The 14,297-nt window shown below is 72.3% G+C and carries 8 protein-coding genes; 7 read left to right on the plus strand and 1 reads right to left on the minus strand.

The features are described 5' to 3' along the window. Positions 1–129: 129 nt before the first annotated feature. From ACFQVC_RS00960 to argF, 6 genes are all read left to right on the plus strand, one after another. The gene (locus ACFQVC_RS00960) at positions 130–3,600 is read left to right on the plus strand and encodes a tubulin-like doman-containing protein (protein WP_381825336.1); all 3,471 of its coding nucleotides are present in this window, start codon (positions 130–132) and stop codon (positions 3,598–3,600) included. Then, positions 3,597–6,083, plus strand: coding sequence for a hypothetical protein (locus tag ACFQVC_RS00965; protein ID WP_381825338.1), 2,487 nt, complete (start codon positions 3,597–3,599; stop codon positions 6,081–6,083). The genes ACFQVC_RS00960 and ACFQVC_RS00965 overlap by 4 nt, the downstream gene beginning before the upstream one ends. Then, positions 6,080–8,200 (plus strand): protein kinase family protein, encoded by a 2,121-nt coding sequence (locus tag ACFQVC_RS00970; protein WP_381825340.1) that lies wholly within the window; start codon positions 6,080–6,082, stop codon positions 8,198–8,200. The genes ACFQVC_RS00965 and ACFQVC_RS00970 overlap by 4 nt, the downstream gene beginning before the upstream one ends. After that, positions 8,200–10,320: a hypothetical protein gene (locus ACFQVC_RS00975; RefSeq protein ID WP_381825342.1), complete on the plus strand. Its 2,121-nt coding sequence runs from the start codon at positions 8,200–8,202 to the stop codon at positions 10,318–10,320. The genes ACFQVC_RS00970 and ACFQVC_RS00975 overlap by 1 nt, the downstream gene beginning before the upstream one ends. A gap of 36 nt (positions 10,321–10,356) precedes the next feature. Then, the gene (locus ACFQVC_RS00980; RefSeq protein WP_381825344.1) at positions 10,357–11,589 is read left to right on the plus strand and encodes an arginine deiminase; all 1,233 of its coding nucleotides are present in this window, start codon (positions 10,357–10,359) and stop codon (positions 11,587–11,589) included. A 122-nt stretch (positions 11,590–11,711) separates the two neighbouring features. Continuing rightward, on the plus strand, positions 11,712–12,710 hold the full coding sequence (gene argF / locus ACFQVC_RS00985; RefSeq protein WP_381825346.1) for an ornithine carbamoyltransferase: 999 nt from the start codon (positions 11,712–11,714) through the stop codon (positions 12,708–12,710). Positions 12,711–12,794: 84 nt separating this feature from the next. Here argF and ACFQVC_RS00990 read toward each other — a convergent pair whose 3' ends face one another. Further along, the gene (locus tag ACFQVC_RS00990) at positions 12,795–13,262 is read right to left on the minus strand and encodes an ATP-binding protein (protein ID WP_381825348.1); all 468 of its coding nucleotides are present in this window, start codon (positions 13,260–13,262) and stop codon (positions 12,795–12,797) included. A 204-nt stretch (positions 13,263–13,466) separates the two neighbouring features. Here ACFQVC_RS00990 and ACFQVC_RS00995 point away from each other — a divergent pair, with 204 nt between their 5' ends. After that, a complete protein-coding gene (locus tag ACFQVC_RS00995; protein WP_381825350.1) occupies positions 13,467–14,297 on the plus strand; it encodes an enoyl-CoA hydratase family protein in 831 nt (276 codons plus the stop codon).

The following is a 14,297-nucleotide window of genomic DNA, read 5'->3' on the forward strand; positions in this document are numbered from 1 at the left end:
CATACGACAGGGCGTTGGCGGTACCACGGTCGCCAGGAGGCGGCCGCACCCGGGTCACATACGGGCGTCGCCGAGACGCCCGGCCCAGCCAGGACACGGCGTCGAGCCGGCGCCCAACGGGAGAGACAGATGAAGATCTACCAGCCCATGCTCTTCGTAGGCCTGGGCGGCACCGGTGGACGCATCGGCGCCGAACTCGAACGGGGTCTGCGCCGGGAGCTGTGCGGCCCCGACGGCACCAAACTGGTCGCCGAGGGGCGGCGCGCACCATTCCAGCTGCCGGACTGCCTGCAGTTCGTGTACGCGGACTTCAGTGAGTCCGAGCTGGACCGGCTGCCGCACCTGAGCGCCAAAGGGGCGGAGGCGGCGGCCTACGCGCGCACCTCGCGGGTCATCCACGACCTGCTGCCGACCAACTACGACAGCTCGCCCGAGGTCACCCGCATGCTGCGGGTCGCCCTGCACGAGGAGACGCACAGCTGGCTGCCGCCCAAGGAACGCCAGCCCCGGGTCGCGCCCCTGCACAACGGCGCCGGCCAGCTGCCGACCGTGGGCAGGGCGGCGCTGTTCGCCACGCTGCGCAGCGGCCTGGAGCCGGTCCTTCGCCAGCTGCGTGCCGCCATCGGCGCCATCAGCAACTCCGCGGGAGATCTGCGGGAGATGGGCGGGCGGCAGATCAGGGGCTGCGATGTGTTCGTGGCGTTCTCCGTGGCCGGCGGCACCGGTGCCGGCATCTACTACGACTTCATCCACCTGATCGCGCACGAGTTCCGCAAGTCCCGGGTGCCGGGCGTGAAGATCTACCCGCTGGTCGTGATGCCCTCGGCGTTCCCGCCGCAGGCCGGCGGCGGCCGTGAGGCCGAACTCAACTCGGCCCGCGCCCTGGTCGACCTGTCCCGCCTCGTGGACAGCCAGAACGTGCCCGACGCCGAGTCGGACTTCGGTGATGTGGAGCAGCGTGACCCGCGCAGTGTGCGGTACCCGGAGGACGGCGTGGTCACCATGCGGCCCTCCACCGTGCAGACGGCGCTGCTGCTCAGTCTGACCGCGGGGATCAGGCCCGAGGACCTGCGCCGCTCCATCACGGCGATGGTGATGTCGCTGATCGCCACGGAGCTCGGCGACGAGAACAAACAGGGCCGGACCGAGGGCGACTACCAGTCGTTCGCGGCGAGCTTTGTCAACAAGAGCGTGGAGCGCTCGAAGCCGGCCCGCTCGGGCATTGGTTTCCGCGGTATGTCCACCTGCCTGGCCGCCTCCCTGACCGTGCCCGTCGACGACCTCGCCGAACTGGTCGCAGGACGGCTTCTGTCACAGGCGGTGGAGGCCATGGAGGAGGACGCGTTACGGGCTGCCGAGAGCGGCACGGAGCAGATCGTGGACATGTTCGAGCGCTCCGGAATCGCCCGCCTCTGGTACCGGGAGGCCCCCGAGGTCCCCGGGCCCGACCCGCTGCCGAAGGGCAGCAAGGCCATCGGCCAGGCCCTGCGCGACCGGATCGGAGACATGGACGACCGGCTCGGCCGCCTCGACCGGGAGCTCGACCGCGAAATACCCTCCCTCGCCGAGGACTTCAAACCCGGTCAGGGCGTTCGTGAACTCCTGGGCCTGATAGGCCCGTTCAAGCTGGAGAAGGTGCTCACGGGACACCCCGGGCATCCCCAGCGTCCCGCCGAGGCCGGCTTCGCCGGAATGCTGGAGAACCGCAAGAACGACCCCGAGCGACCCGAGGGCGTCGACATGTCGGCCCCGCAGGTCCCGCGCATCAAGGGCGGCGTGGGCGGTCTGGTGCCCGCACGCTGGGGTGATCCCGACGTCCAGGAGGCCCTGGGCGTCCAGGACGTCTGGTACCACTGGCGCGCGAACCGGCACTGGCACCACGGCTGGAAGGAGTACGAGAACCGCTGGCGTCCCGCGTTCCTGCGGGCGACCAAGGAGCTGGGCGAGCTCGTCGGCGCCCTGCGCGCCCACCGCAAGGACGAACCCAAGCTGTTCGCGGACCGCCGCAAGGAGCTGTATCGCGAGGACCGCAAGGGCGTGAAGTACCTGCTGCCCCCGCAGAACAATCTGCGCACCTTCTACGACGAGGTGTACCGGCGCCTGGTGCAGCACGAGGGCCTGCCCGAGAACGCGGACGCCGCCGCGCTGATCGCCAAACTGGTACGGCCCGAACACTGGCAGCTGGCGCTCGAGGCCGTCCGCCGTTCGCCCCGAGCCGCGGTCAAAGAGGTCAAGCAGGTCGTCGAGCAGCGGGTGAAAGGGCTGTTCGGCGAGGCGAGCCTGTTCAACGACCGGCCGCTGCTGCCGCCGCTCGGGGTGCTCCTGCGTGCCGTTTCGGGCGACGAGGAGGCCGAGTCCACGGTGGATGCCCGGCTGCTCGACCAATTCAGGTCCCAGCTCGCCGCGCTCCTTCCGGTCGGTTTCGTTCCGGACGGCAGCGGCCCGCTGAAGGTCCTGATCGTCCACCCGCAGAGCGAGGCGGACGGCAGCGCCGCCACTTATCTGAGTCAGCAGCTCAATCTGCCCCGCGAGCCCGAGGCGGTCACCGAATTCCAGGCCGTGGACACGGAGTCCATCACGGTCGTGCTGTTCCGCAGCGGTATGAGCCTCACCGATGTCTCCGAGGTCCGGCATGTGCTGCGGCTCTGGGCACAGGCGCGGGACGCGGACGGCGAGGACGACTTCCTGCACTGGCGTCAGCGCCTCGGCTACCGGGACGACTGGCTCGCCAGCACCGAGGACGACCGGCGGCGAATCCTGCACCGCATCCTGTGCGCGATGTGGAACGGCGCGGTCGAGGTCCTGGGCGACCCCGCCTCGCCCGACATGATCCGGATCAGACTGCAGGAGAGCGACGCGGCGACCATGACGCTGCGCCTGGAACCCTTCGACAAGAGTGTGTCCAGCTGGGCCGGTCTCCTGCGGGCCTACGAGCAGTGGGCGCTGCTCGACGAGGGCGAGATCATCGAGGATGTGTGCGCCCGGCTGATGCGCACCCAGCCCGCGGGCCTCACCACCACCTCCGTACCGCCGTCGGAGCTGTTCCGGACCCTCGTCCACGAGGTCGCCCCGCGTCAGCTCGCCCAACTCCAGGAACTGTCGGGCCGGTTCGACGCCGAGGACGAGGAGTGGCTCGTGCCGCTGCGGCACTTCTGGACGGAGACCTTCCCCGGTGCCCTCGACCTTCGCTTCCCGGGCGCGGCCCGTCCCACCCGCCCCAACCTCCGTGCCCTGGACGCCCGCAGCGCCGAGGCATCCTCCGGTTCCCCGGCGCCTTCGCGCGCCAACGGCCGCACCCCTGAACGCGAAGGGGAGACGGGCGGCCGGGACGCGCGGCGACGGTCCGCGGAGCGCGAGGATCCCTGGGAGCCAGGGGTTTCCCGGGCGGACGGCGACGCCCGGCGGGGCAAGGACTCCGACGCGTCGTGGGAGCCCGGTGCCGCACGGGCGGGTGACGGTGCGCGGCGGCGCGGCGCCGAGGGGCCCTCAGGAGCGGAGACGCCCGGCGGCGCGGGTGACGCCGACCCCTGGGACGAGGACGACTGGGGCGACTGGGGCGACGCCCGGCACGATCACGGTGAGCGAGGGGGCGGCAAGTGAACCAGGAGCACCCTCGTGCCGGGGCCGGCGTCGTCCTCGTCGACCTGCGCCACGCCGATGCCGCCGCCCGGCACGGCGCGGTCCGCGAAGCCCGCGAGCAGACCCAGCTGTCCGGATCGCCGCGGTTCCTCGTCGTCGATGACGCGGTGGAACTGGTGCACCACCAACTCCTTTACGAGCAGCTCTTCGCGTACGGCCCGGCCCGCGTCCTGTGCCTGGCCGTGGGCGCACCGGACGAGCCCTGGCTGCGCCGCCCGCCCGCGCTGCGGCCCCCCAACACGGGAGTGCTGTGGATTCCCGATCCCTGCGCGGGCAGTCGCGACGCCGAGGACGGGCGGCGCGCTGCGGCACTGCGGCCGCTGACCGAACTTCTCGCGGAATCAGCTGTGTTCGACGCCGTACTCACAGCACTCGGCGACGTCGTCCACGGCACCGCCGTACCCGCCGTACGCGTGGTCGAGCACGATCTGACCGAGGAGGCTGCGACCCGCGCCTGGCGGCAGGCCATCGAGGGCCTGGTCGGCCAGGACGTACCGCCGCCGGCGCTGGTCGCCGACGGGGCCGCGGTCGCGGGGGGCGACGCGGTGCCCGCCGAACTGGCGCCGCTTCTCGGTCAGTCGGTGCCGCGCAGTGTGTCGGGCCGCGCCTGGCTCCTGCCGGACGGGCCGGCCGCCCTGCAGCACCAGCGGTGCGACGAGGCACTGCGCGACGCGGTGGACGGGATGGAGCGCATCCGCGGCGCGGCGGGACTGTACACGCCCGCCGTCCGCGAAGTGGACCTGCCGGCCCGTCTGGAGGTGCTCTCGCACACGCTCGCCGAGTACCGCGACACCATTGCCGGAGCGCTGACCGACGGCGGTGGTGACCGCCTGCGCCCCGACCAGCGCAGCCGCCTCCTCAAACGCGGTATCGAACTCCCCGAGACCACGGAAGTCTCCCGGGCCGGCGTCGGACCCGGCCTGCGCCACTACGCCGAACGGCTGCTCGGCCGCAAGCTGCCGCTGCGCTCGGTGGCCGCACGCTTCGCCGCCCTCGCCGACCGCTCGGCCCCGGCGGGCAGCGCCGCCCGGCTCGCCAGGCTGGACGAGATCTGCCCCGCGCGCGCCGTCGCCGAACTGGCGGTGCCCGTGCCGTTCATGGTGTGGGGCGCGCAGTACGCGGAGGCCGCCCTCGCCTTCGTGGTGGCGGCGGTTGCCGGGCTGTGGCCGGGTGTCGGCTGGGTGTCGGGTCCGCTGACCGGCCTGGCAGGAGCGGGACTCGTCCTGCTCATGCTGCGGCACCGGCCCAACCGTTCCTACGACGGCCGCATCGACGGCGGCGGCAGCGCCCGCACCGGACTGCGGGTGCTCGCCGGGCTCCTGGGCGGAGTGGCGGGTGCCGCCGTGGGGCAGCTCGTCGGACTCCCGCTGGTGGCGGGCATCGCGGCTCTGGTGCTCGCCCTCACCGCTCTGGCCGTGTTCTCCGTACACGAGTGGACCGTGTCGGTGGACCGCTGGTGGGCCGAGACGGACGCTCAGTTCGCGGTGGGTGCGCTGTCCGGCCTGGACGAGCTGCTCGCCGAGACGGTGGTGCACGACTGGCTGTTCGCCGACGCCCGCTACCACTGCTCGGACGGCGCCCGAGGCGTCGCCCAACTGGTCCGCTCACTCGCCGACACCGCAGACGAGCGGCTCATCGCGTCTGCGGGCGCGAACGCCGCGCCCCAGGACCTGCCGGCCGCCCAGGCCGTCGCGGACTCCTGGAGCTGGGACAACTGGGGTGACAGCGCTGCCGATGACGACTGGCTGGGCGGCCACGGCCCGCGGGGCGCGCCGGAGCCGGAGCCGGACCTCGAACCGGACGCGGCGAAGGCCGCCACCGTGCCCGACGAGGCGCCACGGGCCCCGGAACCCGGTACCTACTCCGATCCGCCCTGGCTGGAACGGGAACGCGGCGACGGCGGCAGCCGCCTGGTCGACACCCTCGTCGCGGACTTGGCCCACGGTGTCCTCATGATCCTGGGCGGCCGCTGGGCCGCCATCGAACGAGACCCGGCGACCGTGCCGGCCGGGTCGCTGTGCGAATCCATGGACGAGCTTCTGGACGAGGAACACCAGCGGCTTCTTCGCGACGGCGCCGCCGCGCCCCCGCCGTTCGTCCCCGAACCCGAAATGCGCCCGGGCGCAGCCGAGTTGCTGGGAGTCTCGGCCGACCACGCAGGCCGGCTGCTCGGCGCCGACCAGCCGGACCGGGCCATCGCGCTGTGCCGGCCCGAGCACCGGCGGCTGCTGTCCAAGGACCCGCTCGCCGAACGCACCCTGCGCTTCGCGCCGCTGGCGATGCGCCGGGGCGCCGAGCCCGACGCGGCCCGGGACGGCTGGCACAGTCCCGCCGAGGACGTGCTGTGGACACCGGGCGGTCGGCACGCGGGCGTGCTGCGCCTGGTGCCGCTGCGCGCGGACACCGTCAGGAACGTCAGGACGGAGGAGGGGGAGGCGCCATGACCTCGGGAGCGGAGAGGGCGGCCATGGACGGCACCGCCGTGCCGGGCGGCACCGACGAGCTGGAGTTCCGCACGCACAAGGAGGAGCCCGTACGGTTCGCGGCCCGCTTCGGTGCCGACCGCCCGGTACCCGGCCGCGAACCGCTGCTCGCCCGCAAGGTGGTGCTCGCCTCCGGCTGGTCGGTGCTCCAGTACCGGCTGCCGCTGTCGGCCCAGGGGAACGCGTCGGCGTACGCGGCACTGGAACGTGAGGTGAGCGCCGCCGTCGCCGTCGAGCGACGTTTTGAATCCGATCGCTACGTCGAGCTGTTCACCCGTGTCATCGGCTTCGATCTGGAAGCGGCGGAGCCCTTCGTGCTCTACCGCGTCCCCGACGGCGCCCCCGTCGCGGGCCGGCAGGGCGCCCTCACTGTTGAGGAACAGCACCAGGTCCTCACTCAACTCACCCTCGCGGTCCGTCTCCTGGAGGATCTGGGACTCGTCCACCGGGCCATCACCCCGCACAGCGTGCGCTGGGACGGGACGCACATCCGCCTGGCCGAGCCGGGGCACGCGCTGCGCACCGGTGAGCCGAGGGAGGCATTCGGTGCCGCTCCCTGGTCCGCTCCCGAACAGCGCTCGGGCACCGGCGTCGCCGACCCGCGCGACGACCTGTGGAGCGTCGCCCAGCTGATGTACTTCCTGCTCGCCGGGCGGCCGGGCCCCGCCGACGGCCCGCCCCCCGACCTGCCCGAGTTCCGCCGCCTGGCGGCGCTCGAAGGCAGCGGCGCCTTCGCCCCGCTCGCCGCCGCGCGGCCCGCACCGGCCGAACTGATGCGGCTGCTCAACGCCCCCGACCCGCTGCTCTCCGCCCCGCCGGGCGCCGATCCGCTGGCCAGGTCACGCGGCGAGTACGACAGCCAAATCGCGGTGAAGCGCGGCCGGTTGGGACTGGACGGGGTGCGGCAGGGCGAGCCGGAGGAGCCCGTCCGGTCGCGGCGCGGGCTGCGCTCCCTGTTCGGATCGGGAACCGCGGTCGACTCCGCGGGCGCGCCTGCCGACACCACGGCCCGCCCGGCCCCCCGGCCCACGCTCTGCCCGCACTGCCTGCTGCCGATCGCGTACGACGAGTCCCGGCTGTTCACGCCCAACGCAAAGAATGAGCTCAAGCCCCTCGACCTGAGCGGCGAGCGCCGCCCGATGCACCGTCAGGACGCCCTGCGCAAGGCCGTCCAGCAGTGCCCGTACGGGCAGGGCGTGGACGAGCACTATCTGCCGGTGCCCTATCTGACCAACGGAGAGCCGCTCACCATCGCGATGGTGGGCAGCTCCACGGTCGGCAAGACCCATCTGCTCGCCGCGATCCTCGGCGAGATCGAGCAGGGTGGCCTCGAGCCCTACGGCCTCAAGTGCCTGCCGCTCAGCCCGGGTGACCACCGCAGGTTCCTGCGCGACCAGGTGCAGCCGCTGCGCCAGGGGCAGGTCCTCAAACCCACCGTGGAGACCCAGTTCGCCCGCTTCGCCGACGGGCTGCTCGTCAGCGGGCACGGCAGGACCCGCCCGGTGCTCTTCTTCGACCTTGCGGGCGAGGACCTGACCCGCCATGACGACGTCACCACGTTCCTGATGGGCATGGGCGCCTTCATCTTCGTCCTCGACCCGCTGCGCTCGCTCCAACTACCGCGCCTGGCACCGCTGCGCGAGCGCTGGGACGTGACACTGCGTGACCTGGGTGACGAGGCGTTCAACACCGTGCTCGGCCGGATACCGCGCACCGGCCGGTATGTCGATGCCGCCGCCGCCATCGCACTCAACAAGAGCGACCTCGTCCGCTTCGATCCGTCGGTGGACCGCTGGCTCGGCCGGGCCCTGCCGCCCCGGATCGACGCCGGGGCGCTGCGTGCCGAGAGCCGTGACGCCTATGCCTTCGTGCGCCACTACGGCAGCCAGGCGTGGCTGCGCCCCTTCGACGACTGCAGCCGTTGCACCCTGCACTTCGTCGCGGCCACCGGCGGTCAGGCCAAGGGAGATGTCTACCCGCACGGCGTCCGGCCCCGCAGGGTTCTCGCGCCACTGCTGTCGATCTTCGCCATGGCCGGACTGCTGCCCGGCGTGGACCTGGGGGAGGTGGGTCTGTGATGGCCCGGCATGAAGAGGTGGACCAGATCGTCTTCCGCTGGGAGGGCGACAACGACCTCGGCACCACGGGGTTCGGCCCGGTGGCCTGGTCGTGCGGCAAGGAACAGGCCGAGGAACTGTTCCACGGTGTCGCCCCGCTGCTGCGGGCCCGGGGCACCAGCACGGCCCCCGCTCTGGTACGCCTGGCCCGGAAGAACCGTAGTGTGCTCATCCGGCGCATCCCCTGGCGCGGGCCCGGAGGCCGCGCGGGGACCGTGTGCCACGCGCTGCTCGCCCACCGCGGCCTCCTCGACGAGGAGACCTGCCTCGGCTTGCACACCTGGTCCTGGGAGGGCAACGACCTGCCGCTCGGCGAGGTACGCGGCGCCATCCCCCCGGTCCGCGCCGCCGCGCTGCTCGCCGCTGCCGAGGACGGCCAGCGTTTGCTCGCGGACTCTCTCGCCGCTGCCGAACCCGGGCTGACCGGAGTCGCCGCCGAACTTCTGCGCCGTCCCCGGGGAGTGTTCACTGTGCTGGATCAGCCGGGCGGGGTCGGTCCGTGCCCGGTGCTGTGGGGCCTGTACGGGATGTTCGGCGGTGTGCTGCCGGGGGCGTGGACCTTCGCCACCCACGACACGGCCGAGACCCCCGCGATCCGCTTCGCCTTCGTCCACGACTGGTCGGCGCCCGCCGCTCCCGGCGGAGCCCGTGTGCGTATCGACCCCCTGGAGACGCATGGCGACCGCGCATCGGACGTGGCGGCCCGCCTGGCCGAGCACTATCTGCACGGTGTGGGACGCGGTGAGGAACAGGAGTACACGGTCTCCCGTACCCTCGGCGCGGCGGCCCGCGCACGCCCCTGGGAGGACCGGTCCACGGCGCTCGCCTCGGCGGAACACGCCCTGCGCAGTCTTGACGACCGGGCTCGCAACAGCGGCCCCCAGTACGCCGGTTGGAACCCCGATGAGCAGCACGCGCTCGGCGGGCGGTACGACGGGCAGCCGTTGCCGGAGGCCTCGTACGACGGCCGTCCGTTACGCGAAGCGCGGCATGCCTCCGCCACCGACCCCCTCGGCCCGGGCCCGGACGACGAACAGCACGACGAACAGCACGACGAACAGCACGACGAACGGCAGGGCAAGCGGTACGCGCAGCGTCGGGCACCCGATGCACCAGCCGCACCAGCCGCCCCCCATGCTCCAGCCGGCTCTGGCGCACCCCCCGCGCCGGCCGCCCCCGCCGACCGGTCCCTGGCCGCGGAACTCCTGGATCCGGCCACCGCGCCCGCTCCTCACGAACCGGACGCCGGACTCCCGCCGCTGCCGCCCCGCTGGCGGGCGGCACAGGGCCCCCGCCACGGAAGGCGCTTCGCCGGGCGCCGCCGCACCGGGCGCCGCGGGCCCACGACCGGCTACCAGGAACTGAGCGAGCGACTCCACGCCGTGTACGCCCGCGACGACGGCATGGCCGCCGCCGGGGCCGCCGTCCGCGCGGCCCAGGACCGGGCGCTCATCGAAGCGCTGGCCGACGACCTGTCGTACGACGCGGTGACCCTGCTGGTCGATGAGATCGCCCGGCGCCGCCCGGGGTGGCAGGCCTCGCTCCGCCACGACCTGTGCGACACAGTCCTGCGCCTCGACCTCTTCGTGACCCACCACTGCGGCCCGGGGACCGTCGGCTACCCGGGCGACGACCGCTTGCAGGCGGCCAACGCGGCCGAGCTGTACCGCTGGGCGGTCCGTCCGCTGGCCACCGACCCCCGGCACGCCCGCCGTATCGCCGAGGTGCTGCCCCGCCTGGCCCAGGGCGCCCAGCCGATCACCCGTCGGGCCGTGCGGCAGATCCTGGAGGGTGAGGGCGGGCCGGGGTTCGACAGCGTTGTGTGGCTGGCCCTGCTCGACGCCGCCACCCCGGCGGGGCCCACGTCCGCACGGAAGGCCGAGTCGCCGAGGCAGCCACCGGCAGGTCGGCTGCGTGAGGAACCCGGGACCGCCGCACTGTCACCGCCGGTGCCGGTGCCGGTGCCGGTGCCGGTCGCGGAGGCGCAGGCCGAGGGCGGGGACGGCCGGCTGATTGTGGCAGTGCTCCTCGGGCTCGGCGTCCTCTGCGTCATCCTCCTGATCGCCATGTTTGCGCTATGACGGGTGGTGGGCGGCGCGGGCGGAGAGTATGGGGGCATGGGATTCCACGTCGACTCCGAGACCGGCCGACTGCGCCGCGTCATCCTGCACCGGCCGGATCTGGAGCTGAAGCGCCTCACCCCCAGCAACAAGGACGCCCTGCTCTTCGACGACGTGCTGTGGGTGCGCCGGGCGCGGCAGGAGCACGACGGGTTCGCGGATGTGCTGCGGGACCGCGGCGTGCAGGTGCATCTCTTCGGTGATCTGCTGCGCGAGGCCCTGGACGTGCCGGCCGCGAAGTCGCTCGTACTCGGCCGGGTCTTCGACGAGAAGGAGTACGGGCCGCTGGCCACGGACCCGCTGCGGGCCGCCTTCGAGACGATGACCTCCGCCGAACTGGTGGAGGCGCTGGTCGGCGGGATGACCAAGCGGGAGTTCCTGGAGCGCAACCCCGAGCCGACGTCCGTGCGCTTCCACGCCATGGACCTGGACGACTTCCTGCTCGGGCCGCTGCCCAACCATCTGTTCACCCGGGACACCTCGGCGTGGATCTACGACGGAGTGTCGATCAACGCGATGCGCTGGCCCGCGCGGCAGCGCGAGACCGTGCACTTCGAGGCCATCTACAAACACCACCCGCTCTTCACGGGCCCCACGGCCGGCAGCTTCCACCACTGGTCGGAAGGGCAGAGCGACTATCCGTCGACCATCGAGGGCGGCGACGTCCTGGTGATCGGCAAGGGCGCCGTACTGATCGGCATGAGCGAACGCACCACCCCGCAGGCCGTGGAGATGCTGGCGCACAAGCTGTTCGCGGCGGGCAGCGCCACCACGATCGTGGCCCTCGACATGCCCAAGCGCCGTGCCTTCATGCACTTGGACACGGTGATGACGATGGTCGACGGCGATACGTTCACGCAGTACGCCGGGCTCGGCATGCTCCGCTCGTACACCATTGAACGGGGCGACGGCGAGCGGGAGTTGAAGGTCACCGACCATCCGCCGGAGCATATGCACCGGGCCATCGCGGCCGCCCTCGGCCTGAGTGAGATCCGGGTCCTGACCGCCACCCAGGACGTGCACGCGGCGGAGCGCGAGCAGTGGGACGACGGCTGCAACGTGCTGGCGGTCGAGCCCGGCGTCGTGGTGGCGTACGAGCGGAACTCGACCACCAACACCCATCTGCGCAAGCGCGGGATCGAGGTCATAGAGATCCGCGGCAGCGAGCTGGGGCGCGGCCGTGGCGGGCCGCGGTGCATGAGCTGCCCGGTGGAGCGGGAGGCGGTGTGAGGGCGCCGCGGTCCCGCGGTGAGGCGCGGTCCCCGGAACCAAAGGCTGTATAAAAATGCTGGCTATCGTATAGACTTCCAGAGTTCTCGTTCATCGCCGTACGTACGCCCCCTGGAGCGCCCATGGCCACCGACCTCACCGGCCGCCCCTTCCTCAAGGAGCTGGACTTCACCGCCGAGGAGTTCCGCGGCCTGATCGACCTCGCGGCCGAGCTGAAGGCGGCCAAGAAGTCCGGCTCCGAGGTGCCCCGCCTCAAGGGCAGGAACATCGCGCTGATCTTCGAGAAGACCTCCACCCGCACCCGCTGCGCCTTCGAGGTGGCGGCCGCGGACCAGGGCGCCTCGACCACCTATCTCGACCCCTCCGGCTCCCAGATCGGACACAAGGAGTCGGTGAAGGACACCGCGCGGGTGCTCGGCCGGATGTTCGACGGGATCGAGTACCGGGGGGACAGCCAGGCGGCGGTCGAGGACCTGGCGGCGTACTCGGGCGTGCCGGTGTGGAACGGCCTCACCGACGACTGGCACCCCACGCAGATGCTCGCCGACGTGCTGACGATGACCGAGCACAGCGACAAGCCCCTGACGGAGATCTCCTTCGCCTACCTCGGCGACGCCCGCTTCAACATGGGCAACAGCTACCTGGTGACCGGGGCGCTGCTCGGCATGGACGTACGGATCGTCGCGCCGAAGGCCTACTGGCCCGCCGACGCCGTCGTGGCCGAGGCCCGCAAGCTCGCCGAGACCAGCGGTGCCCGGATCACGCTCACCGAGGACGTCACCGAGGGCGTGGCCGGCGCGGACTTCGTCGCCACCGACGTCTGGGTCTCCATGGGCGAGCCCAAGGAGGTCTGGGGCGAGCGGATAGCGGCACTCGGCCCGTACTCCGTGACCATGGACGTGCTGCGCGCCACCGGAAACCCGCAGGTCAAGTTTCTGCACTGCCTGCCCGCCTTCCACGACCTGGGCACGAAGGTGGGGCGTGAGATCTACGAGAGCCACGGCCTGAGCGCCCTGGAGGTGACCGACGAGGTCTTCGAGTCGGAGCACTCGGTCGTCTTCGACGAGGCCGAGAACCGGCTGCACACCATCAAGGCGGTACTCGTCGCGACCCTCGCCTGAGTCGGGTGAGCCGGGTGAGCCGGGTCCCGGCGCCCGGATCGCTTTGGCGCCCGCCCCGCTACGGCGGTGCGCTGCGGCCGTGCGCTACGGACGCGTCGGCAGCGTGAACCAGACCGCCTTGCCCGACTCGGTCGCGCGGTGGCCGCAGGCCTGGCTGAGGGTGCGGATCAGGAGCAGGCCGCGGCCGTGCTCCTGCCATGGGTCGGGCACCTCGGCGGGAGAGGGGCGGGACAGATCGCCGGGAGGCGCCGGGTCGGGGTCGTGCACCTCGACCTGACAGCCGGTCGGAAGCAGCTCGACGACCAGCTCGATGGGGGCGTGCCCCGTGGTGTGCTCCACGGCGTTCGCGACGAGCTCGGCGGTGAGCAGCTCCGCGGTGTCGCAGTCGGGGGACTCCTCGATCTCCTGCAGCGCGGTACGGATCAAGGCGCGGGCCACCGGCACGGCCGCCGCGGTGTGCGGAAGCGCTATGCGCCACGAGGTGGGGGCGGCGGCGTGTTCGTGCAAGGCGGATCCGTTCAGGCTGCAGGCAGGCTGTCCTGCTTTCAACATTACGAATGGTATGTCGCCGCGTGTAGGGGCTGTGTACGGGGCTCCATGGGACCTGCGCCACATCGGCGCGGGACCTTCGGCGGGCATGAACTCCGCTCTGCCGGGGCCCGCATGGCTTATTGCGTACCCGTGACGGTGGTCACGTACGGGTGATAACTTCGGTGCAGGCTCCCGACCGCCGACGGCCGAAGGAGGCCGCAGACGATGAGTCCCTTCACCGGCTCCGCACCCCGCACCCCCGAGTGGCAGCACATCCGGCTGACCACGGACGACAGTGGCGTCGCCACGGTCACTCTGGCCCGCCCCGACAAGCTCAACGCGCTCACCTTCGGCGCCTACGCCGATCTGCGCGACCTGCTCGCCGAGCTGGCCCGCGAGAAATCCGTGCGCGCCCTGGTGCTCGCCGGAGAAGGCCGCGGCTTCTGCTCCGGCGGTGACGTGGACGAGATCATCGGCGCCACGCTCGCCATGGACACCTCCCAGCTCCTCGACTTCAACCGCATGACGGGCCAGGTCGTCCGCGCCATCAGGGAGTGCCCGTTCCCGGTGATCGCCGCTGTGCACGGGGTCGCCGCGGGCGCCGGCGCCGTCCTCGCCCTCGCCGCCGACTTCCGGATCGCCGACCCCTCGGCCCGCTTCGCCTTCCTGTTCACCAGGGTCGGCCTGTCCGGGGGCGACATGGGCGCCGCCTATCTGCTGCCGCGCGTCGTCGGCCTCGGGCATGCCACCCGGCTGCTCATGCTCGGCGATCCGGTGCGCGCCACCGAGGCCGAACGCATCGGCCTGATCAGCGAGTTGACGGACGAAGGCGATGCCGGCCGGCGCGCCCAGGAGCTCGCACGACGGCTCGCCGAAGGCCCCTCGCTCGCCCACGCCCAGACCAAGGCGCTGCTCACCGCGGAGCTCGATATGCCGCTTGCCGCCTCTGTGGAGCTGGACGCGGCCACCCAGGCGCTCCTGATGAACGGCGAGGACTACGCCGAGTTCCACGCCGCCTTCACCGAGAAGCGCCCGCCGAAGTGGCAGGGGCGCTAG

The organism is Streptomyces monticola (assembly GCF_042665355.1).
Taxonomy (GTDB): domain Bacteria; phylum Actinomycetota; class Actinomycetes; order Streptomycetales; family Streptomycetaceae; genus Streptomyces; species Streptomyces monticola.

Excerpts from the sequence above, each read along its gene's own strand:
- ACFQVC_RS00980 (WP_381825344.1), top strand. The coding sequence starts at position 10,357 with ATGGGATTCCACGTCGACTCCGAGACCGGCCGACTGCGCCGCGTCATC.
- ACFQVC_RS00990 (WP_381825348.1), bottom strand. The coding sequence starts at position 13,262 with ATGTTGAAAGCAGGACAGCCTGCCTGCAGCCTGAACGGATCCGCCTTG.
- argF (WP_381825346.1), top strand. The coding sequence starts at position 11,712 with ATGGCCACCGACCTCACCGGCCGCCCCTTCCTCAAGGAGCTGGACTTC.
- ACFQVC_RS00960 (WP_381825336.1), top strand. The coding sequence starts at position 130 with ATGAAGATCTACCAGCCCATGCTCTTCGTAGGCCTGGGCGGCACCGGT.
- ACFQVC_RS00995 (WP_381825350.1), top strand. The coding sequence starts at position 13,467 with ATGAGTCCCTTCACCGGCTCCGCACCCCGCACCCCCGAGTGGCAGCAC.
- ACFQVC_RS00970 (WP_381825340.1), top strand. The coding sequence starts at position 6,080 with ATGACCTCGGGAGCGGAGAGGGCGGCCATGGACGGCACCGCCGTGCCG.
- ACFQVC_RS00975 (WP_381825342.1), top strand. The coding sequence starts at position 8,200 with ATGGCCCGGCATGAAGAGGTGGACCAGATCGTCTTCCGCTGGGAGGGC.